This is a genomic window from Pseudomonas hefeiensis (genome assembly GCF_030687835.1).
GTDB classification, from domain to species: Bacteria; Pseudomonadota; Gammaproteobacteria; order Pseudomonadales; family Pseudomonadaceae; genus Aquipseudomonas; species Aquipseudomonas hefeiensis.
Genome location: NZ_CP117449.1, coordinates 5,163,625 through 5,185,106, shown reverse-complemented (window position 1 = coordinate 5,185,106; position 21,482 = coordinate 5,163,625). Strand labels below are relative to the sequence as shown.

Genomic DNA, 21,482 nt, shown 5'->3' with positions numbered 1-21,482 from the left:
TCCACAGCCGTATTCAGGTGAGTTCCCATGAATGATTTACAGCTCGACGATTTCAAGCGTGACGAGAACGCGGCCATGGTCCTGCTCGTCGACGACCAGGCGATGATCGGCGAGGCGGTGCGGCGCGGGCTGTCGAATGAAGAAAACATCGACTTTCACTTTTGCGCCGACCCACACCAGGCCATCGCCCAGGCGGTCCGCATCAAGCCCACGGTGATCCTCCAGGACCTGGTAATGCCCGGTCTTGACGGCTTGAGCCTGGTGCGCGAATACCGTAACCATCCGGCGACCCGGGATATTCCGATCATTGTCCTGTCCACCAAGGAGGACCCGCTGGTCAAAAGCGCGGCGTTTGCCGCCGGGGCCAACGATTACCTGGTCAAGTTGCCGGACAACATCGAACTGGTGGCGCGCATTCGCTATCACTCGCGGTCCTACATGATGCTACTGCAACGCGACGCGGCCTATCGCGCCCTGCGGGTCAGCCAGCAGCAACTGCTCGACACCAACCTGGTGCTGCAGCGGCTGATGAATTCCGACGGCCTGACCGGGCTGTCCAACCGCCGACACTTCGATGAATACCTGGAGCTGGAGTGGAGAAGGGCGCTGCGGGACCAGTCCCAGCTCTCGCTGTTGATGATCGACGTGGATTACTTCAAGTCCTTTAACGACAATTTCGGCCACCTGGAGGGGGACGAAGCCCTGCGCAAGGTCGCCACCGCGATCCGTGATGCGTGCAGTCGTCCCTCCGACCTGCCGGCCCGTTACGGCGGCGAGGAGTTCGCCCTGGTGCTGCCCGGCACCTCGCCTGGCGGCGCCCGGTTGATGGCCGAAAAGCTGCGCCAAAGCGTCGTCGCCTTGAGCATCCCTCACATCACGCCTCACGAGGGAGCGAACCTGACGGTCAGCGTCGGCGTCTCGACCTTCACGCCACAGCAAGGTGGCGATTACCGGCAACTGATTTCGGCGGCAGACAAAGGGCTGTACATGGCCAAGCACAATGGGCGTAATCGGGTGGGGATCGAATAACTCCCGGCCTGGCAGAGATTTCTCTATGGCAAAGAGATTTATTTGTGGCGAGGGGATTTAGCGAAACGTCGCACCGCCCCGCTGGGCTGCGAAGCAGCCCTAAAACCCGACAACTCGCTGTGCCAGGCAAATTGAGTTGGCTGCCAAGGGCTGCTTCGCAGCCAGCGGGGATAAATCCCCTCGCCACAGGTTAGGTGACGGACTCATTGTCCCTAAAGCCGCCAGGCGGGCTGCCGCTGACGCTTGATTACGTTATACTCGCCGGCTTTCAAAAGTTCGCCAACGAGTGCTGCCCGCCATGGAAATCAACCCGATCCTGAACACCATCAAGGACCTGTCCGAGCGCTCCGAAACTATTCGGGGGTATCTTTGACTACGATCAAAAGCATGAGCGTCTGACCGAAGTCAATCGCGAGCTTGAAGATCCGAATGTCTGGAACAACCCGTCGTACGCTCAGGAGCTGGGCCGCGAGCGCGCTGCGCTGGCGCAGATCGTCGAGACCCTGGACGAAATGTCCAGCGGCCTGGCCGACTGCCGCGACCTGTTGGACATGGCTGTCGAAGAAAACGATGAAGCTGCCGTCGGCGATGTCGTCGCCGAGCTGACACGCCTCGAGGAGGCGCTGGCCAAGCTGGAATTCCGGCGCATGTTCAGTGGCGAGATGGATGCCAACAACGCCTACCTGGACATCCAGGCCGGTTCCGGCGGCACCGAAGCCCAGGACTGGGCCAACATCCTGTTGCGCATGTACCTGCGCTGGGCCGACAAACGCGGCTTCGACGCGACCATCATGGAACTGTCAGCCGGTGAAGTCGCCGGGATCAAGGGCGCCACGGTACACATCAAGGGCGAATACGCCTTTGGCTGGCTGCGTACCGAGATCGGCGTGCATCGCCTGGTGCGCAAAAGTCCGTTCGACTCCGGTAACCGTCGTCACACGTCGTTCTCGGCGGTGTTCGTTTCGCCGGAAATCGATGACAACATCGAAATCGACATCAACCCGTCGGATTTGCGCATCGACACCTACCGTTCCTCCGGGGCCGGTGGTCAGCACGTTAACACCACCGATTCGGCGGTACGGATTACCCACGTACCGACCAACACCGTGGTCAGTTGCCAGAACGAACGCTCCCAGCACGCGAACAAAGACACCGCGATGAAAATGCTGCGGGCCCGTTTGTACGAGCAGGAAGTGCAGAAGCGCAACGCGGCGTCCCAGGCCCTGGAAGACACCAAGTCGGACATCGGCTGGGGTCACCAGATCCGCTCGTATGTACTCGACGCCTCGCGGATCAAGGACCTGCGCACCAGCATCGAACGCAGCGACTGTGACAAGGTGCTCGACGGCGACATCGACGAATACCTGATCGCCAGCCTCAAACAAGGGCTGTAACGCGACACCCATGCGGCGGGCAGGCACGTTTCCCCCAAGGAACGAGGCCTGGCCGCAAACTCCGGCCTGGGGCCGGGGGCAACGAACCTGTGATGGAATCTTTAAAGACATGAGCGACCTAGAACTCGACCCGCAAGCCCTGCAACAGGAAGAAAACTCCCTGATCGCCCTGCGCAAGGAAAAGCTTGCTGCCGAGCGCGCCAAGGGCCAGGCCTTCCCCAATGACTTCCGCCGCGACGCCTACTGCGATGCCTTGCAGAAACAGTACGCGGACAAGACCAAGGAAGAGCTGGCTGAGGCGGCCATTGAGGTCAAGGTTGCCGGTCGTATCATGCTCAACCGTGGTTCGTTCATGGTGATCCAGGACATGACCGGGCGCATCCAGGTCTACGTCAACCGCAAGACCCTGCCGGAAGAAACCCTGGCCGCCGTCAAGACCTGGGACCTGGGCGACATCATTGCCGCCGAAGGCACCCTGGCCCGTTCCGGCAAAGGCGACCTGTACGTCGAAATGACCAGCGTGCGCCTGCTGACCAAGTCCCTGCGTCCGCTGCCGGACAAGCACCACGGCCTGACCGACACCGAGCAACGCTATCGCCAGCGCTACGTCGACCTGATCGTCAACGAAGAGGTGCGCCAGACCTTCCGCGTGCGCTCGCAGGTCATCGCCCACATCCGCAGCTTCCTGATGAAGCGTGACTTCCTCGAAGTCGAAACGCCGATGCTGCAGACCATCCCCGGCGGCGCGGCGGCCAAGCCGTTCGAAACCCACCACAACGCCCTGGACATGGAAATGTTCCTGCGTATCGCGCCGGAGCTGTACCTCAAGCGCCTGGTTGTGGGTGGCTTCGAGAAAGTCTTCGAGATCAACCGCAACTTCCGTAACGAAGGCGTTTCGACCCGGCACAATCCCGAGTTCACCATGCTCGAGTTCTACCAGGCCTACGCCGACTACGAAGACAACATGGACCTGACCGAGGAACTGTTCCGCGAGCTGGCGCAGCTGGTGCTCGGCACTACCGATGTGCCGTACGGCGACAAGGTGTTCCATTTCGGCGAACCGTTCGTGCGCCTGTCGGTATTCGACTCGATCCTCAAGTACAACCCTGAACTGACTGCCGATGACCTGAACGACATCGAAAAGGCCCGCGCCATCGCCAAGAAAGCCGGCGCCAAGGTGCTTGGCTTTGAAGGCCTGGGCAAGCTGCAGGTGATGATTTTCGAAGAGCTGGTCGAGCACAAGCTGGAACAGCCGCATTTCATCACCCAATACCCGTTCGAAGTGTCGCCGCTGGCCCGTCGCAACGACGAGAACCCAAGCGTGACCGATCGCTTCGAGCTGTTCATCGGTGGTCGTGAAATCGCCAACGCCTACTCCGAGCTCAATGACGCAGAAGATCAGGCAGACCGTTTCATGGCCCAGGTGGCCGATAAGGACGCCGGCGACGACGAGGCCATGCACTACGATGCCGACTTCGTTCGCGCCCTTGAGTACGGCATGCCGCCGACGGCCGGCGAAGGTATCGGCATCGATCGCCTGGTGATGTTGCTGACCAACTCACCGTCGATCCGGGATGTCATTCTTTTCCCGCACATGCGGCCCCAAGCATAAGTGTTTCAATTAAAAAGCCGCCTCGAACAGGCGGCTTTTTATTGCCTGTCTGGTACAAACGTATCAAGTGGTTACTTTTGAAATAGTGAGGAAAGACCTGTCGTGAATCGTGCAATGGCTCCAGAAGGTGCAGCGGGCGTCGCCACTGCTGTCGCTGAAAGTGTTCAGTACCAGGGTCGCAAGGCCAGCCGACAGGGCAGTGAACAGCGTCGCCAGGAGATTCTCGATGCGGCCATGCGCATTGTGGTGCGCGATGGTGTGCGGGCGGTGCGCCACCGTGCGGTGGCCGCCGAAGCGGGTGTGCCGCTCTCGGCGACGACTTATTATTTCAAGGACATCGATGACCTGCTCACCGATACCTTCGCCCAGTACGTGGAGCGCAGCGCAGCGTTCATGGCCAAGCTGTGGACCAACAATGAAGGCCTGCTGCGGGAGATGGTCGCCTACGGAGACGGCAGCGCCGAATCGCGCTCGCAGTTGGCGGACGACATCGCCCGGATGACCGCCGACTACGTGCAGCATCAATTGCACAGCCGGCGCGAATACCTGATGGCGGAACAGGCATTTCGTCAGGAAGCGCTCCTCAACCCGCGTCTGGCGGAGCTGGTGCGCTCCCACCAGCAGATCCTGTTGCACGGCACTTGTCAGTTTTTCCAGGTTTTAGGCTCGCGCGAACCCCAGCAGGATGCCAAAGTGTTGACGGCGATTATCGGACGGATGGAATATCAAGGCTTGCTCAATGGCGCCGAGCCGGTAGCGGCAGAAGAAATGCTCGGCATCCTGACCCGCTACATGCATCTGGTATTGGCCTCGGTATAACCCCTTGTGGGCGTAGGCTATGTGGCAGTAAAGCTTGCTGGCGATGAACGATAACGCGGTCTCTCGATAGATCGAAGTGCCTTCATCGCGAGCAAGCTTTGCTCCCACACACCTGCTGCCACATGTAAGGACAAGGCGCCTACCATAGGGAGTTCAAATGAAAGCCTGGCGTGCCGTTGTAATGGCCGTGTCGTTGCTGCTGCTCAGTGGTTGCCTGGTGTCCTTCAAGGCACCGTTGCCCGACAGCGAAGCCGCGCCCCAAGGCCTGGTCGGCCACTGGACCAGCACCAACGCCTGGGGCGAGCCGCTCAACCTGGAGTTGGCCGAAGTGGGCCCGCGCCGTTATCAAGCCGTCACCTACTTCAGGGCCAAGCCTCTGGAGCGCGAAGCCATCCCGGTGACCGTCTCCCGTCACGGCAGCCGCTGGTATCTGTCGGCCAAGGTGCCAGCCCGCTATGGAGGACATTTCGTGATCGCCGGTTTCGAGCTGACCGACAAGCAGGAACTGGTGATCTACAACCTGGATATGGATCAGATCAACCAGGCCATCGGCCAGAAGATCCTCAGTGGCCAGCCGAACCAGAGCGAAGAAGGTGACGGCGTGCTGGTGGACAGCGACATGGGCACGGTTTTCCGTTACCTCGACGACCCGGCCAACTCCGATGTGTTCTCGGAGGCCGTGCGCTACCAGCGGCTGGTCAAATCCCAATAATTGCAACAAGCGGACGTTTTTTCACAGGAGTTACGGGTGGACGATTACCAGCAGACGATACGCACCTTGTCCGATCGCATTGTGCTGGCGCAAACGCCGATTCGCATCCTCGACGCAGTAAAGTGGGACGAGAGCATTCGCAAGGGGTTTCTCAAGGCCAAGGGTAAGGAAATGCCCGCCGTGGACCGCGACTACTACCTCAACCGGCCGCTGGCTTTTGACTCCAGCAAAGTGAAGCTGGAATTCCAGAACATCGAACGCGACATCACCCGTCAGCTCGGGCAGTTCAACCCGGTCGGCCAGATCATGCGTCGTATGTGCAAGGAATACCGCATGGTGGTGCGCATGCTCGAAGCGCGTGGCACCGAGGATTTCGGGCTGATCTCCCAGGAGTTGTATGGCGCTGCCTCCGATGCGTTCCATGCCGGCGACCCGACCCTGGCTGATCTGGGCTTGATGTTGTCCGATTACCTGAACAACATCGACGGTCGTGGTGACCTGAAGGACGAACCGAAGATTCTGACCGCCCAGGACGCTGTCAGCCTGCTGCAGCATCGACTCAACCGGGTCTTCGGCGAAGCCGAGGAAACCATCCGGGTGTTCGAGTCCGACGGGATCGTGGCCGATGCGGCGGCCGGCGCCGACTACATCAAGATCCGTACCGATGCGATGTTCAACGACCGTGACGTTCGGGCCCTGGAAGTCCATGAAGGCCTGGTACACGTCGGCACTACCCTCAACGGCCTGAATCAGCCGATCTGCACCTTCCTGTCCAAGGGCCCACCCTCGTCCACGGTGACCCAGGAAGGCTTGGCAATCCTGATGGAGATCATCACCTTCGCCTCTTACCCAAGTCGCCTGCGCAAGCTGACCAATCGCACCCGGGCCATTCACATGGTGGAGGAGGGGGCGGACTTTCTGCAGATATTCGAGTTCTTCCGTGAGCAAGGCTTTGAAATGGGCGAAAGCTACGGCAACGCCAGCCGGGTTTTCCGTGGCTCGGTGCCGACTGGTCTGCCATTCACCAAAGACTTGTCCTACCTCAAGGGCTTCATCATGGTTTACAACTACATTCAGCTGGCCGTACGCAAAGGCAAGCTGGAGCAGGTGCCGCTGCTGTTCTGCGGCAAAACCACCCTTGAAGACATGCGCACGATGCGCCAACTGGTGGATGAAGGCCTGGTCGTGCCGCCCAAGTATCTGCCGGAACAGTTCCGCGACATGAACGCGCTGTCGGCCTGGATGTGTTTCTCCAACTTCCTGAACCACCTGAGCCTGGACCGGATCGAAGCGGATTATTCCAATATCCTTTAAGCACAACACCGTCCCCCTGTGGGAGCGAGCAAGCCCGCTCCCACAGGGGGATGGTGTTCCAATTCTGATTTTTTGCGAGGTTTCACCGGATGCGAACCCTCGGCATCTTATGCCTGCTGCTGACCCTGAGCGGTTGCAGTTCCCTGCTGTTCTACCCCGAACGCGGCCTGCCTTTTACCCCAGAGCGGGCCAAGCTCGATTACCGCGACGTCACCCTGACCACCGCCGACGGTGTCAGGCTCCACGGCTGGTGGCTGCCGGTCAAACAAGGTGTGGAGGTCAAGGGCACCGTCCTGCACTTGCACGGCAACGGCGGCAACCTGGCCTGGCACTTGGGGGGAAGCTGGTGGTTACCGGAGCAGGGCTACCAGGTGTTGATGGTGGACTACCGCGGTTACGGTCTGTCTGAAGGCGAGCCGAGCCTGCCGGCGATCTATCAGGACATCGACGCGGCGTTCAAATGGCTCGACCAGGCGCCTCAGGTTCAAGGCAAGCCGCTGGTGTTGCTCGGCCAGAGCCTGGGCGGCGCGCTGGCGGTGCATTACCTGGCCGATCATCCCGAGCGTCAGCCGCAACTCAAGGCCCTGGTGCTCGATGGTGTGCCCGCCAGTTATCGCGATGTGGGGCGGTTCGCCCTGAGTACTTCATGGCTGACCTGGGCATTGCAGGTGCCGCTGTCCTGGCTGGTGCCGGACGGTGACAGTGCAATCGGCTCGGTGGCGCAATTGAAGGGCGTACCGAAATTGATCTACCACAGCCTCGATGATCCCATCGTGCCTCTTTCCAACGGCATCCGTCTGTATCAAGCTGCGCCGCCGCCCCGGGTCCTGCAATTGACTCGCGGTGGACACGTGCAGACATTCGCCGACCCGGTCTGGCGAACGGTGATGCTGCGCTATCTCGACGACCCCAGGCACTTCGACGGCCTGCGCCGCCTGGGTGAGATCCCGAATTATCCGAAATCATCTGTTGAATCTTCAGAGAGCCCGCAATGAGCGAAGAACGTAACGCCATCCCCCTGATTATCACCGGTATCTGCAGCATCCTCGGCACCGTCGCGGTGCTCTGGTACTACGGCTACCTGCACTTCGCCAAACCCGAGGATGCGTTGCTGCTCAACGAGTTCACGATGCTCAAGACCGTGCCGGGCGAAGATTACAAAGTCGCCCTGGAGCCTGCTCCACAGGTCGCCCAATGCATTGACGGTGTGCTGGTGCTGTTCGACACCGAACAGAAAGGCCTGACCGGCGTGCTGATCAATGAGAAGAAGCGTGCGGTGCGGTGCATGGGGCAAGAGACGCCGCAGAAGCTTGAGCCGTAGGCCTGATCATGTGAATGTCAGCGATCCAATGTGGGAGCGGGCTTGCTCGCGAAGGCGGTGTTTCAGTCACTGTATAGGTGGCTGATCCGACGCCTTCGCGAGCAAGCCCGCTCCCACAAGGGGAAATGTGTTGGCCGATAAAAAGCCCCGCCTGATCAAGTCAGGCGGGGCTTTTTCAGTTGCAGTCAGCCGATCAGTTGGCGCTCATGGTCGAGCGCGGGGCGACTGGCTGGTTGTCGTTGGAGATGGTCACCTCCACCCGACGGTTCATCGCACGGCCGGAAACGCTGGAGTTATCAGCCACCGGGAATTCCTTGCCATAACCCTGGGTCACGATGCGCGCCGGGTCGACGCCCATTTTCACCAGTGCCATACGTACGGAGCTGGCGCGGCGCTCGGACAGCGACTGGTTGTAGGAATCCGAGCCGGTGCTGTCGGTGTAGCCTTCGACAATCACCTTACGGTCGGGGTTTTCCTGGAGGAACTGCGCCAGTTTATTCACGTTGACCAGGCCGCTGGAACGCAGCTCGGACTTGTTGGTGGCGAACAGCACGTCACCAAAGGTCACCAGCGTACCGCGTTCGGTTTGCTTGGCGTTGAGGCTGTCTTGCAGTTGCTTGATCTGCGCGTTACGGGCTTCAAGCAGTGCGCGAGCGCGTTCGTCACCCGCGTTTTTCAGCTCGGCTTCGGCGGTGCGCAGGGCGATGGTCTGCTTGGCCACTTCCACGCGCTGGTTGGTCAGGTAGGCCAGTTGGTCAACCTTGGCTTCGTCTTCCTTGTCCATGTAGGCCTTGTCGGCTTTGGCCAGGAAGTCGGCGGCGTCCTTGGTTTCCAGCGCGGCAACTTTGGTCGCCGCCGGGTCGGCTTGCAGGCCGTTATAGTTGGTCCGGGCCTGTTCCAGATTCGCGTTCGGATCGGTGGAGCACGCGGCCAGCGATACGCAGGCGGCCAGCAGGGCGGGGATCATCAAATGTTTGTGCATCATAGTCTGTCGTCCTTTTATCAATGAGAAGTACGTCGTGGCGTGAACGGCTTACTGAAGCTTGTTCATGCCTTCCTGACGCAGTTCCTGAACCCCTTTCTGGGAATCCTTGAGCGCCTGTTCGGCCTTGGCGGCCTGGGCCTTGCGCTCGGCGACGCGGGCGTCCCACTCGGCCTGCTCGGCCAGACGCTTGGCTTCTTCATAGTTCTTGTCGTGCATCGCGATCTCGGCCTGCTTGAGCTTGTCCTGGGCCGACTTCATTTCCACGGCGGCGAATTCGGTACCGCCGGCGCTGACGGCGCTGTTGACCGCCGATTGGGTCACTGCGTATTGCTCCGAAGGCGGGTTGCCGGCGCAACCGGCGAGAATGAAGCTGCTACCGATAGCCAGGGCAGCCAACTTCAGGCCGCGCAGGCCAGTGGATGAGGGTTTGGCAGTGCAGGTATTCATAGGCTTCAACTCCATTGGAAAACTCCTGAAAAAACTACAGATCCATGCTGGGACCGAAGCCGTGACGTCTGTTTCGGCGCTGGCGCCAGGACGTGTTTATTTAAACGACCGTTCCAGTATGGTTACTCGGTGTGACCCGAGGCGTTTTTCAAAAGTTCAGCGAGGGATGGCCAATCGCCAAAAGAATTACTGACTGATTGGTCAACGCCAGAAAAGCTGAACTTTCAAGGCGCGCGGCGGTATTCAGGGCCTGAGGGATGGGCGTTTTTTGGGGGGATGACGCGTATAGGGGCTGCCGAAGGCTGCGATCTTTTGATCTTTCGCTTGAGACTCAAGCTCTGGGCAAAGATCGCAGCCTCGCTTCGCTCGACAGCTCCTACATCACTCAGTGCTTGGACTTGTCGTTCTGCGAGGAGAGTTGATGCAGATGACGCCGCGACAGCGCGAGAAAGCGCGGGGTCGGGCCGACGTCTTCGTAGAGCGGGTCACCTTCTTCATCGGTGGCCACCACTTGCGAGCCCTTGATGTAAGGGAAGCTCGCTTCCAGTTCTTCCAGCGCCGCCCCGATCAATTCGCCGAGTAGCTCCTCGGGCTGGCGCTTGGGGTACATGTCGCAGATCGCCGCCAGTCGTGCGGCGGCCTCCACGTCCAGGTGAATCGTGTAGCCGGTTTGGGTCAGGCAACCCTTGGCATTTTCTTCCCAGTGCTGGGCGAGCTCACGGATCTTCATGATGACCTCAATAGCCCGCGGATGGCAGGCGCGCAGAGTGACAAGCCGTTGTGTGGCTTATTCATGAGACTAGCTTTGTCCAACAAGGTTTAATGTCCCTTCGTCGCTTGTCATAAACGCCTTGCGTCGGCACTCTCTGTTCAACGTCTAACTCAAGAGCTGTCCGGACCTTTTGCTGGAGAACTGCTGATGACCGATATCGATGCACGCTTGCGCGAGGATGTTCACCTGCTCGGCGAGCTGCTGGGCAACACCATCCGCGAACAGTACGGGGATAAGTTTCTCGACAAGATCGAGCAGATCCGCAAGGGCGCCAAGGCCGATCGACGCGGCTCCATGGACGCCGAACTCAGCGCCAGCCTCAACCAGTTGGGCGAAGACGAACTGCTGCCGGTGGCGCGGGCGTTCAATCAGTTCCTCAACCTGGCCAACATCGCCGAGCAATACCAACTTATCCACCGGCGCGAAGAGTCCAAGCCGGCACCGTTCGAGGCGCGGGTGCTGCCTGAACTGCTCGCTCGATTGCGGGCCGAGGGGCATGGCGCTGAGGCCCTGGCGCGGCAATTGGGACGGCTGGAAATCGAGCTGGTGCTGACCGCCCACCCCACGGAAGTGGCCCGGCGCACGCTGATCCAGAAGTACGACGCTATCGCCGCGCAACTGGCGGCCCAGGATCACCGCGACCTCACCAGTGCCGAGCGCGCGCAGATCCACGAACGCCTGCAACGGCTGATCGCCGAAGCCTGGCATACCGAAGAAATACGCCGCACCCGGCCGACCCCGGTGGACGAGGCCAAGTGGGGCTTTGCGGTGATCGAGCATTCGCTGTGGCAGGCCATTCCCAATTACCTGCGCAAGGCTGATCAGGCCCTGCATGCCGCCACCGGCTTGCGCCTGCCGCTGGAGGCGGCACCGATCCGTTTTGCCTCGTGGATGGGCGGCGACCGGGATGGCAACCCCAATGTCACCGCCGCAGTGACCCGCGAAGTGCTGTTGCTGGCGCGGTGGATGGCGGCGGACCTGTACCTGCGCGACGTTGATCACCTGGCGGCTGAGCTGTCCATGCAAAAAGCCAGCGAGGCTTTGCGCGCCCAGGCCGGTGACAGCGCGGAACCCTACCGTGCCGTGCTCAAACAATTGCGTGAACGCCTGCGCGCCACGCGCAATTGGGCCCAGGCATCCCTTAAAGTCAGCACCCCAGCCTCTGCCGATGTGTTGCAGAACAATCGCGAACTGCTGGACCCGCTGGAGCTTTGCTACCAGTCCCTGCACGAGTGCGGCATGGGCGTGATCGCCGACGGGCCGCTGCTCGATTGCCTGCGCCGGGCGGTGACCTTCGGTTTGTTCCTGGTGCGGCTCGATGTGCGTCAGGACTCCACGCGCCACAGCGCCGCCATGACCGAAATCACTGACTACCTGGGTCTGGGCCGCTATGAGGACTGGAGCGAGGAGCAGCGCATCGGCTTTTTGCTGGAGGAACTGAACAACCGGCGTCCGCTGCTACCGGCTCATTTCAAACCGTCGGCCGATACGGCGGAAGTTCTGGCCACGTGCCGGGAAGTGGCTGCGGCGCCGGCGGCGTCCCTGGGTTCTTACGTGATCTCCATGGCCGGCGCGGCTTCCGATGTGCTGGCCGTGCAGTTGCTGTTGAAAGAGTCGGGTGTGTTGCGACCCATGCGGGTGGTGCCGCTGTTCGAGACTCTGGCAGACCTGGACAACGCCGGGCCGGTGATCGAGCAATTATTGCTGCTGCCGGGCTATCGCTCGCGGCTGCAAGGGCCTCAGGAGGTGATGATCGGCTATTCCGATTCGGCCAAGGATGCCGGGACCACGGCGGCGGCCTGGGCGCAGTATCGGGCTCAGGAACGGCTGGTGGACATTTGCCGCGAACAGCAAGTCGAACTCCTGTTGTTCCATGGCCGTGGGGGCACCGTGGGCCGTGGTGGGGGTCCGGCTCATGCGGCGATTCTGTCGCAACCGCCGGGTTCGGTGGCCGGGCGATTCCGCACCACTGAACAGGGTGAAATGATTCGTTTCAAATTTGGCCTGCCGGACATCGCCGAACAAAATCTCAATCTGTACCTCGCCGCAGTGCTGGAAGCGACGTTGCTGCCGCCGCCGCCGCCCACCGCCCAGTGGCGTCATTTGATGGATGAATTGGCTGCCGACGGGGTCAAGGCTTACCGCGCCGTGGTGCGGGAAAATCCGCAATTCGTCGAGTATTTTCGCCAGTCCACACCGGAGCAGGAGCTGGGCCGTCTGCCCTTGGGCAGCCGCCCGGCCAAGCGCCGGGCCGGGGGCATCGAAAGCCTGCGGGCGATTCCGTGGATCTTCGGCTGGACCCAGACCCGCCTGATGCTGCCGGCCTGGCTCGGCTGGGAAACCGCCCTGGGCAAGGCGCTGGAGCGCGGCGAGGGCGAGTTGCTGGGGCAGATGCGTGAGCAATGGCCGTTTTTCCGCACCCGCATCGACATGCTGGAGATGGTGCTGGCCAAGGCCGACGCGGACATTGCCCGCTCCTATGATGAGCGTTTGGTGGAGCCTGGGCTGTTACCGTTGGGTGAGCATTTACGCGACCTATTGTCGCAGGCCTGTTCCGTGGTCCTGGGGCTGACTGGCCAGTCGCAGCTACTGGCACATAGCCCTGACACCCTGGAATTCATCCGTCTTCGTAATACCTACCTCGATCCGTTGCACCTGTTGCAGGCCGAACTGCTCGCCCGTTCGCGGCAGCAGGACGTTGCCCAGGGCAGCCCCGTAGAACAGGCGCTTCTGGTGTCTGTGGCGGGGATTGCCGCCGGTTTGCGCAACACCGGCTAAGGTTAAGCGGCGTACCGAAACGGCCCGTCCGGTGTCCCCCGGACGGGGGCCGGAAGGGGAGGCAGCAGGTCGGCCAGGCGACAGTTTGTTGTCCGGTTGCGACGATCGCCACCTCCTCCAAAGGTCGCGTCGGGCGCGGGTTCCTTCGACTTTCGGCGGCTTGTGTGGGTCGGGCCTGCTGTGTATCTTGATCAGCCTTTGGCCGTTTGGGCGGTCACGATCCTGTTTTCCGAGATTGGCCCCACGAGGCGAATCCGAGCGTTTACATAAAAAAATTGAGGAGCACATCGATGCGCGTCATTCTGCTGGGAGCTCCCGGGGCCGGTAAAGGTACTCAGGCAAAGTTCATCACCGAAAAATTCGGTATCCCGCAAATCTCCACTGGCGACATGCTGCGTGCCGCGGTCAAGGCCGGCACCGAGCTGGGCGTCAAGGCCAAGAGCATCATGGATGCCGGCGGCCTGGTATCGGATGACCTGATCATCGCGCTGGTCAAGGATCGCATCGCTCAAGCCGATTGCGCCAACGGCTTCCTGTTCGACGGTTTCCCGCGCACCATTCCGCAGGCCGAAGCCTTGGTCACGGCCGGCGTGGAACTGGATCACGTCGTCGAAATCGCCGTCGACGACGAGGAGATTGTCCAGCGCATTGCCGGTCGTCGTGTCCACGAGCCGTCCGGCCGTGTCTACCACACTGTCTATAATCCGCCGAAACTCGCCGGCAAGGACGACATCACCGGTGAAGCGCTGGTGCAGCGCAAGGACGATACCGAAGAAACCGTGCGCCATCGCCTGTCGGTCTACCACTCCCAGACCAAGCCGCTGGTGGAGTTCTACCAGACGCTGTCCGCCAAGACCCAGGGCAAGCCCAAGTACAGCCACATCGCGGGCGTTGGTTCGGTTGAAGCGATCACCGGCAAGGTGCTTGAAGCACTGAGCTGAAAAGTCTGCTGTGCAGCAAACAACTACGGCCCGCTTGCGGGCCGTAGTTGTTTATACTGGCGCACTTTTCCCCTCCTGATTTACGGACACACCGATGAGCACCTTGCTGGCCCTGGATACCGCGACTGAAGCTTGCTCCGTTGCCTTGCTGCACGACGGCAAGGTCACGAGCCATTACGAGGTGATCCCGCGCTTGCACGCCCAGAAGCTGCTGCCGATGATCCAGCAATTGCTCAACGATGCGGGCACCACCTTGCAAGCGGTGGATGCGATTGCCTTTGGTCGTGGGCCGGGAGCGTTCACCGGCGTGCGCATTGCCGTCGGCGTGGTGCAGGGACTGGCATTTGCCCTGGAGCGGCCGGTGTTGCCGGTGTCCAACCTGGCGGTACTCGCCCAGCGTGCCTTGCGTGAACAGGGCGTCAGTCAGGTCGCGGCGGCCATCGATGCGCGCATGGACGAGGTGTATTGGGGCTGCTACCGCGAGTCCGATGGTGAGATGCGCCTGGTCGGCGCAGAGGCGGTACTGCCCCCCGAAGCGGCGGCTTTGCCTGCCAACGCTAGCGGCGACTGGTTCGGCGCCGGCACCGGTTGGGGCTACGGCGAGCGGATTGCCGTCACCCTTAGCGGTCAGGACGCCTCAATGCTGCCGCACGCCGAAGACCTGCTGACCCTGGCACGCTTCGCCTGGGAGCGCGGCGAAGCCATCCCGGCCGACGATGCGCAACCGGTGTACTTGCGGGATAAGGTTGCAACACCCAAATCCGAGCGCTAAACCCAGCCTTTGTGGGAGCAAAGCTTGCTCGCGATACGGGCGCCTCGGTTCCCCGGCGGACCGCGTCATCTTCATCGCGGGCAAGCCTTGCTCCCACAACGTCATTTGCTCCCCAAAAGTCACGCCCAATATTGCCAGTCGTCACTTTTTCGAGCCGTTTTTAAACCTTTTTGACTTTATGTGCTCTAGTTATCACTTGCGCATTTGCGCGGCAGTGAAAGTGCCGCTAAATTGCCATCATTGATACCGAGCATTCTGTTATGCGTATAGACGGCGTTTCATCCCAGTCCTACCCCATCAAACGCAGGCCTCGTGCCAGCAATGTCGCTGCGGATGAGTCTTTCGATGACGTCAATGGCGAACTGGAATTTCCGTCCGAAGAGCAACTGGCCGCCCGCGCTGCCAAAGCCTCGGCGCAACGCCTGAGCAACCTTCCCGCCCGTCAACAAGACATGCTTTATCACCGCGCCATGAGCCGCAGTGTGTCCACGGCCCTGGCCAGCTACCTGAGCACTGCCGGCTTCGTTGATTGGGATATGGAAGTGCTGGGACTCGACCTCTACATCTGATGGGGTTGCCTTATTACCTGGGCTGCCCGTCCTGGAGCGAAAACGCCTGGCGCGATTATCTTTATCCCCAGGACGCCAAAAGCTCCGATTTCCTGAAACTCTATTCTCAAGTGTTCAACGCCGTGGAGGGCAATACGACCTTCTACGCCAGCCCCTCTGCGGCCATCGTACAGCGTTGGGCCGAGACCATGCCCGAGCAGTTCCGCTTCACCGCCAAGTTACCTGGTGACATCAGCCACAATGGCGATTTGCGCGAACACCTGACGGCCATCGAAACCTTCGTGCAATTGCTCAGCCCCCTGGGCGAACGGGTTTCACCGTTCTGGTTGCAGCTATCCAAGGCCTTTACCCCGAATCGTCTGGCGGAGCTGGCGGGTTTCATCGACGCCTTTGAGCGCCCCTTGGCCGTTGAGGTCCGTCACGCGGACTTCTTTGCCAAGGGCGATGCCGAACGACAGCTCAATCGCCTGCTGCTTGATCGCGGCGTGGAACGCATCTGTCTGGATCCCCGGGCATTGTTCAGTTGCACCTCGACCGATCCTGCCGTGCTCCATGCCCAATCGAAAAAACCGCGCGTACCGCCCCGGCCGACCGCGTTCACCCACTGCCCGCAGGTGCGCTTCATCGGCCATCCGGTGCTGGAGGCCAACGAGCCGTTCCTGACGCCCTGGGTGGAGAAAATCGCCGGGTGGATCGAAGAAGGGCGCACGCCTTATATCTTTCTGCACACCGCCGACAACTTGCTGGCGGCTAAACTCGCGCAACACTTTCATCGCCGATTGATGAGCCGTTTGCCTGGCTTGCCGGCCCTGCCTGAGCTATACAGAGAGCCCGCCGCCGAGCAACTGGGTTTGCTCTGAGGCGAAAATTTCCTCTGCCAAGGAGCGATTTCCATGGATGCGCAAACCCGTCGAGCCCAGGCGTTCAAAGCCCTGCATGAACGCGAGGGCGCGTTCGTCATTCCCAACCCGTGGGACGCCGGGTCGGCAAAGATGCTTGCCAGCCTCGGCTTCGAGGCCCTGGCCACCACCAGTGCCGGTTACGCTTTTTCCCTGGGACGGCCCGATGGTGCGGCGGGGCTGGATGACACCCTGGCCAATGTCCGGGCGATTGTGGCGGCCACTGACCTGCCGGTGGCGGTCGATCTGGAGAACGGCTTCGCCGACGCCCCCGAAGCGTGCGCCAGCAGCCTGATCCGCGCGGCGCAGGCCGGTGCGGTGGGTGGCTCGATCGAAGATGCCACGGGGCGCGAAGACAGCCCGATCTATGGCTTCGAGCAGGCCGTGGCGCGGGTTAAAGCCGCGGCCGACGCGGTGCGCAGTTTGCCGTATCCCTTTGTGCTGACCGCCCGGGCGGAAAACTTCCTCCACGGCAATCCGGATCTGGATGACACGATTCGACGCTTGAAGGCCTTCGCTGACGCCGATGCCGACGTGCTGTATGCACCGGGGTTGAGCTCGGCCGAACAGGTGCTTGCGGTGGTCCAGGCGGTGGCGCCGAAACCGGTGAATGTGTTGATGTCCGGGGCGCTGGACCTGACGGTCGCGCAGTTGAGTGAGATGGGCGTCAAGCGCATCAGTGTCGGGTCCGCGCTCGCGCTGGCGGCGTATGGCGAGTTCTTCCGCGCCGCCGAGGAAATCCGCGAGCAGGGCTCGTTCACCTTCACCCGTCGTTCGATGCCCTTCAACCAGGCCAACCAGCTATTCAAGGGTTGAGGCCCGAGGCATTGTCGTGCGGGTTTTGAAAGGTTTTTTGCTATTGGTGCTGGTCGTTGGCGTCGCAGTGCTGGGGGTGTGGCGCGGCTGGCTGTCGGTGCCACCGCAGTGGAATCCCTGGGCGCCCCTGGACGTCAATACGCCGCCGAACCTGCTGACCCGTTACAAACTCATGGCCCTGCGCAACGATCCGCAACTGTGCGACCAGGCGCTCGCGACCTCGGGGTTGCGGGTCACTCGCCAGGCCGACAGCAGTCCCCAGGCCAACTGTCCGCTGAGCAATGTGCTGAGGGTGCAGGGCGGCGAGGTGGCGTTGAGCAGCAGTTTCCTCGCCAGTTGCCCGCTGGCGGTTGCGTTCGCCTTATTTGAACGTCATGCGTTGCAGCCGGCGGCGCTGACGACCTATGGGCAGAAAGTGGTGCAAGTCGATCACCTGGGCAGTTTCGCCTGTCGCAACATGTACGGTCGTGAGAGCGGCGCGCGCAGCCAGCATGCCACGGCCAGTGCGCTGGATATCGCCGGGTTTCGCCTGGCGGACGGCCGCCGCGTGAGCGTGCTCAAGGACTGGCCAAAGGACAACAGCCACGCCCAATTCCTGCGCCAGGTGCGCGACGGTGCCTGTGACATGTTCAGTGTGGTCTTGAGCCCGGATTACAACGCGGCGCACCGCAACCATTTTCATCTGGATGTCGGGCCCTGGTGGATTTGCCGCTGACTCAGGCGGCGATGCGCAGGTTCTGCAACACGATCGGGCGTGCCCAGCGGGTATCGAAGTCCAGTTGCTTCTGCTGTGCCACCAGCTCCTCTTCCGGGAACGGCGGGAACGGCTTGTCCAGCAGGTCCAGTTCGAACTCGGCAATCGGCAGGTGCAATGGCCGCGGCTGTGGTGCCGGGCCAGGTTCTGGCAGCGCTTGGCCGGCGGCAAGAACAAGGGGACGAACCCAGTTGCTTTCGAAACTCTGCTGTTTTTGCTGGGTGGCGATTTCTTCCGGCGGGAACGGCGGGAAGGGTTTGTCCAGCAGGTCGAGTTCAAATTCAGCGATTGGCAGGAACAGCGGCTCAGGCGGTTTGACCGGGGTTTCTGTCACTTGGCAGTTACGCTGGCTGACGATGTGCTCGAGCAATTCGGCGCCGAGGGTCGGTTCAACAGCCTCATCGAGAGCAACTGGCTGGTAGCTGCCAGGCGCCGGTGCGTTGTCACCCAGTTGATCGGCCAGGGCCCGGGCAAAAAAATCCTGCCACAGGTGACTGACGCCGCTCAGGGCTTGGGTGTTGCGCAGGCTGTAATCGCCGTAAGGGGAGATGACGCCTATCGATGTGGATTGAATGTCTGACATTTTTCTCGGTCGACGCTCAGCTCTGGCAAAATGCCGTTCACCGTTGTTATCGGCCGTTTTTGCCGATCCTTAATTTTTTGAGCATGTTTCCATGAATGAACAACCCGCGGCCTGCCGCATCCATGTCGAGGCTCTGGCTCCGGCCTTCCAGCCGCAGGCCGAGCACTGGGCACAGCGCCTTGACCTGCCGTTGCAGGGCGGCGATGGCGAGTTTGCCTTGCAGGTCGGTGAGCAGGGGTTGCAGTTGCAGCAACTGGGGCCGGACGCGCCGGGCCCGGTGCGGGTGGACTTCGTCGAAGGCGGCGCGGCCCATCGCCGGTTATACGGCGGCGGCAGCGGCCAGATGATCGCCAAGGCCGTCGGTATCGCCCAGGGCGTCCGTCCGCGTGTGCTGGATGCCACGGCCGGGTTGGGCAAGGATGCGTTTGTGCTGGCCAGCCTGGGTTGTGAAATGAGCCTGATCGAGCGCCAGCCGCTGATCGGCGCATTGCTTGAGGATGGCCTGGCCCGAGGCGCGGAGGATTTCGACGTGGCGCCGATCGTCGCCCGCATGCGTTTGCTCAAGGGTAACTCCATCGAGGTGATGCGCAACTGGCAAGGCGAGCCGCCCCAGGTGATCTACCTGGACCCGATGTTTCCTCATCGTGAGAAAACGGCCCTGGTGAAGAAAGAAATGCGCCTGTTCCGGCCGTTGGTGGGCGACGACCTGGACGCTCCGGCGCTGCTGGCTGCGGCCCTGGCCCTGGCGACTCACCGGGTCGTGGTCAAGCGTCCGCGCAAGGCACCGTGCATCGAAGGGCCGAAGCCGAGCCATGGGCTCGAGGGTAAATCCAGTCGCTACGACATCTATCCCAAGAAGGCGCTCAAGGCCTGAGACCGTGTCGCCTGCATCGCGAGCAGGCTCGCTCCCACAGTGGATGTGTGCAGGCCACATAGCTTGTGACCTACACCTTACCCTGTGGGAGCGGGCTTGCTCGCGAAAGCGGTGGGTCAGTCGGTGAAGGTGTTGAATGTGCCGGCGTCTTCGCGAGCAAGCCTGCTCCCACAGGATTTGATGAGCACCACAGATCCAGTGTGGGAGCGAGCCTGCTCGCGATGAGGTCCGCCCAGTCGGCGAGAATCTATCAGGTGATCTGTGGCCGATAAGCCCGCATGAACAACCCCACCACTTCCTCGACATGAGCCTCGGCCGCTGCGGCTTCCAGCGGTGCGCCGCAGCCATACAACAAGCGGAAATTCGCCGCGCCCTTGATCAGGCAGAAGAAGTGTTCCGCCGCATTGCGCGGTTTTTCGATGCACAGGGCTCCGCTCTGGTTGACCTTGGTCAGCAGCCTTTCCATGCCTGAGAGCATCCGTTGCGGCCCGGCTTCAAAGAAGATCGTCGACAGCTGCGGGTCCTGGCTGCCCAAGGCCATGATCAGCCGATGCAGGTTCACCGATTCGTCGCTGTTGATCAGTTGGTGAAAACCACGGGCAATGTTCAACAGCACATGTTCGATCGGTACGCCGTCTGGCCATTCGAAGAAAAGCGGCGGCACTTGCTCTTCACACTTGGCCACCACGGCAGCGGAAAACAGCGTTTCCTTGTCGTTGAAGTGGCTGTAGACCGTCAGCTTCGACACGCCTGCCTCGGTGGCGACCGCGTCCATGCTGGTGTTGGCATACCCCAGGCTCACAAAGAGTTTTTTTGCCGCATCGAGGATGGCCTGGCGCTTAGCCAGATCCTTCGGACGGCCTGGGCCGTTAGGAGGTGAAAGATTGTTCGACATTCTTCGCTTTTAATACTGGACTGGTGAGTTTGCTATTAATAACATACTCGTCAGTATAATTATTCCAAGCACCATTAGCGAAAGGTCACTCGCCATGTTCCGCTATGCCTTGCCCCTCGCCCTGCCAGTGAGCCTGGTTTTTTTATTGTCTGCGTGTGGTCAGGACGAACCGGTGCCCCTTGCCGTGCGCCCCGCCATGGTGGTGCAGCCAGAGCCTTCGGGCCAGGCGACGGAGAGTTATCCGGGTGAAGTCAGGGCGCGTTTCGAGCCAGATCTGGCCTTTCGCATTGGCGGCAAAGTGAGCCGACGGTTGGTCGAAGAGGGCCAGCGAGTCAAGGCTAACCAGCCCCTGGCCGAGCTCGATCCCCAGGATGTGCGCCTGCAACTGGAAGCGACCCGCGCCCAGGTCGCCGCCGCCGAAGCCAACCTGAACCTGGTACGCGCTGAACGTGATCGCTACAAAACCTTGATGGAACGGCAGATGGTCAGCCGCTCCCAGTACGACAACGCAGAAAACCTCTACCGCTCCGGTGCCGCGCGGCTCAAGCAAATCAAGGCTGAATTCGATGTCGCCAGCAACCAGGCCAGTTACTCGGTGTTGCGTGCGCCCCAGGATGGCGTGGTGGCTCGGCGTTCCGTGGAGGTTGGGCAGGTGGTGTCGGCCGGTCAAACCGTATTCACCCTCGCCACCGACGGCGAGCGTGAAGTGCTGATCAGTCTGCCGGAGCAGGGCTTTGGCCGGTTCAAGATTGGCCAGCCGGTCTCGGTCGAGCTATGGAGCCAGCCTGATCAGCGGTTTAGCGGACGCATTCGCGAACTGTCGCCAGCCGCCGATCCCAAATCCCGTACCTTCGCCGCTCGCGTGGCGTTCACCGCCGGCAGTGTTCCCGCTGAGCTGGGTCAGAGTGCCCGAGTGTTTGTCCAGACCGGCGACCAGGTGTCGCTGTCGGTGCCGCTGTCGGCACTCACCGCCGAGAACGGCGCCACGTACGTGTGGGTCGTCAACGGCAATAACACCCTGAAAAAAGCCCCCGTGCGCGTCGGCCCTTTTGGCGAAAAAACCGTACCCGTGCTTGAAGGGCTGAGCCCCAATGACTGGGTCGTCGCAGCCGGTGTACACGTGCTCCTCGACGGCCAGCAGGTGCGGCCGGTGGATCGCTCCAACCGCGTGGTCAATCTGGCGGCCAAGGAGTAAT

The 21,482-nt window shown here is 61.3% G+C and carries 22 protein-coding genes; 17 read left to right on the top strand and 5 right to left on the bottom strand.

What is annotated here, in order from left to right; genetic code table 11:
- Positions 1-27 precede the first annotated feature (27 nt).
- The 8 genes from PSH57_RS23330 to PSH57_RS23295 all read left to right on the top strand — a co-directional run bounded on the left by PSH57_RS23330 (position 28) and on the right by PSH57_RS23295 (position 8,201).
- Complete coding sequence (locus PSH57_RS23330) at positions 28-1,029, top strand: diguanylate cyclase domain-containing protein (protein WP_305385773.1); 1,002 nt, start codon at positions 28-30, stop codon at positions 1,027-1,029.
- A gap of 298 nt (positions 1,030-1,327) precedes the next feature.
- Positions 1,328-2,423, top strand: a protein-coding gene (gene prfB, locus PSH57_RS23325) for a peptide chain release factor 2 (protein WP_305385772.1) whose coding sequence is annotated in 2 segments (ribosomal slippage) — positions 1,328-1,399 and positions 1,401-2,423 — 1,095 coding nt in all. Because the reading frame shifts where the segments join, the coding sequence is not laid out codon by codon here.
- 109 nt (positions 2,424-2,532) lie between these two features.
- Complete coding sequence (gene lysS / locus PSH57_RS23320) at positions 2,533-4,035, top strand: lysine--tRNA ligase (RefSeq protein ID WP_305385771.1); 1,503 nt, start codon at positions 2,533-2,535, stop codon at positions 4,033-4,035.
- Positions 4,036-4,137: 102 nt separating this feature from the next.
- A complete protein-coding gene (locus PSH57_RS23315; protein WP_092401296.1) occupies positions 4,138-4,854 on the top strand; it encodes a TetR/AcrR family transcriptional regulator in 717 nt (238 codons plus the stop codon).
- Between the two features lie 157 nt (positions 4,855-5,011).
- The gene (locus PSH57_RS23310) at positions 5,012-5,566 is read left to right on the top strand and encodes a hypothetical protein (RefSeq protein ID WP_305385770.1); all 555 of its coding nucleotides are present in this window, start codon (positions 5,012-5,014) and stop codon (positions 5,564-5,566) included.
- Between the two features lie 36 nt (positions 5,567-5,602).
- On the top strand, positions 5,603-6,880 hold the full coding sequence (locus PSH57_RS23305; RefSeq protein ID WP_305385769.1) for a flavohemoglobin expression-modulating QEGLA motif protein: 1,278 nt from the start codon (positions 5,603-5,605) through the stop codon (positions 6,878-6,880).
- 89 nt (positions 6,881-6,969) lie between these two features.
- Entirely contained in the window at positions 6,970-7,875 is a 906-nt protein-coding gene (locus tag PSH57_RS23300) for an alpha/beta hydrolase (protein ID WP_305385768.1), read from the top strand.
- Entirely contained in the window at positions 7,872-8,201 is a 330-nt protein-coding gene (locus PSH57_RS23295; protein WP_047227531.1) for a PA3694 family proteiin, read from the top strand. Before PSH57_RS23300 ends, PSH57_RS23295 begins: the two co-directional genes overlap by 4 nt.
- A gap of 193 nt (positions 8,202-8,394) precedes the next feature.
- On the opposite strand, the gene lptF is transcribed toward PSH57_RS23295, so the two are convergent.
- The 3 genes from lptF to PSH57_RS23280 form a co-directional block, all read right to left on the bottom strand.
- Positions 8,395-9,183: a lipotoxin F family OmpA-related lipoprotein LptF gene (gene lptF / locus PSH57_RS23290; RefSeq protein WP_305390462.1), complete on the bottom strand. Its 789-nt coding sequence runs from the start codon at positions 9,181-9,183 to the stop codon at positions 8,395-8,397.
- Positions 9,184-9,234: 51 nt separating this feature from the next.
- Positions 9,235-9,648, bottom strand: coding sequence for a DUF4398 domain-containing protein (locus PSH57_RS23285; protein WP_047227532.1), 414 nt, complete (start codon positions 9,646-9,648; stop codon positions 9,235-9,237).
- Between the two features lie 370 nt (positions 9,649-10,018).
- A complete protein-coding gene (locus PSH57_RS23280; RefSeq protein ID WP_256232310.1) occupies positions 10,019-10,363 on the bottom strand; it encodes a pilin assembly protein in 345 nt (114 codons plus the stop codon).
- Positions 10,364-10,552: 189 nt separating this feature from the next.
- Between PSH57_RS23280 and ppc the strand changes: the two genes are divergently transcribed.
- The 7 genes from ppc to PSH57_RS23245 all read left to right on the top strand — a co-directional run bounded on the left by ppc (position 10,553) and on the right by PSH57_RS23245 (position 17,895).
- Complete coding sequence (ppc, locus tag PSH57_RS23275) at positions 10,553-13,183, top strand: phosphoenolpyruvate carboxylase (RefSeq protein WP_305385767.1); 2,631 nt, start codon at positions 10,553-10,555, stop codon at positions 13,181-13,183.
- Between the two features lie 290 nt (positions 13,184-13,473).
- On the top strand, positions 13,474-14,124 hold the full coding sequence (gene adk, locus PSH57_RS23270) for an adenylate kinase (RefSeq protein WP_305385766.1): 651 nt from the start codon (positions 13,474-13,476) through the stop codon (positions 14,122-14,124).
- A 94-nt stretch (positions 14,125-14,218) separates the two neighbouring features.
- Complete coding sequence (tsaB, locus tag PSH57_RS23265; protein ID WP_305385765.1) at positions 14,219-14,896, top strand: tRNA (adenosine(37)-N6)-threonylcarbamoyltransferase complex dimerization subunit type 1 TsaB; 678 nt, start codon at positions 14,219-14,221, stop codon at positions 14,894-14,896.
- A gap of 260 nt (positions 14,897-15,156) precedes the next feature.
- Positions 15,157-15,465 carry a hypothetical protein gene (locus PSH57_RS23260; RefSeq protein WP_305385764.1) on the top strand — a complete coding sequence of 103 codons (309 nt, stop codon included), beginning with the start codon at positions 15,157-15,159 and terminating at the stop codon, positions 15,463-15,465.
- Entirely contained in the window at positions 15,465-16,325 is an 861-nt protein-coding gene (locus PSH57_RS23255; protein WP_305385763.1) for a DUF72 domain-containing protein, read from the top strand. The genes PSH57_RS23260 and PSH57_RS23255 overlap by 1 nt, the downstream gene beginning before the upstream one ends.
- A 33-nt stretch (positions 16,326-16,358) precedes the next feature.
- Positions 16,359-17,180 (top strand): isocitrate lyase/PEP mutase family protein, encoded by an 822-nt coding sequence (locus PSH57_RS23250; RefSeq protein WP_305385762.1) that lies wholly within the window; start codon positions 16,359-16,361, stop codon positions 17,178-17,180.
- A 16-nt stretch (positions 17,181-17,196) separates the two neighbouring features.
- Positions 17,197-17,895: an extensin-like domain-containing protein gene (locus PSH57_RS23245; RefSeq protein WP_305385761.1), complete on the top strand. Its 699-nt coding sequence runs from the start codon at positions 17,197-17,199 to the stop codon at positions 17,893-17,895.
- A 1-nt stretch (position 17,896) separates the two neighbouring features.
- On the opposite strand, the gene PSH57_RS23240 is transcribed toward PSH57_RS23245, so the two are convergent.
- Positions 17,897-18,517 (bottom strand): energy transducer TonB, encoded by a 621-nt coding sequence (locus PSH57_RS23240; RefSeq protein ID WP_305385760.1) that lies wholly within the window; start codon positions 18,515-18,517, stop codon positions 17,897-17,899.
- Positions 18,518-18,608: 91 nt separating this feature from the next.
- Between PSH57_RS23240 and PSH57_RS23235 the strand changes: the two genes are divergently transcribed.
- Positions 18,609-19,391: a class I SAM-dependent methyltransferase gene (locus PSH57_RS23235; protein ID WP_305385759.1), complete on the top strand. Its 783-nt coding sequence runs from the start codon at positions 18,609-18,611 to the stop codon at positions 19,389-19,391.
- A gap of 250 nt (positions 19,392-19,641) precedes the next feature.
- On the opposite strand, the gene PSH57_RS23230 is transcribed toward PSH57_RS23235, so the two are convergent.
- Positions 19,642-20,286, bottom strand: coding sequence for a TetR/AcrR family transcriptional regulator (locus tag PSH57_RS23230; protein WP_305385758.1), 645 nt, complete (start codon positions 20,284-20,286; stop codon positions 19,642-19,644).
- A 94-nt stretch (positions 20,287-20,380) separates the two neighbouring features.
- Here PSH57_RS23230 and PSH57_RS23225 point away from each other — a divergent pair, with 94 nt between their 5' ends.
- The gene (locus PSH57_RS23225) at positions 20,381-21,481 is read left to right on the top strand and encodes an efflux RND transporter periplasmic adaptor subunit (protein WP_305385757.1); all 1,101 of its coding nucleotides are present in this window, start codon (positions 20,381-20,383) and stop codon (positions 21,479-21,481) included.
- Position 21,482 lies beyond the last annotated feature (1 nt).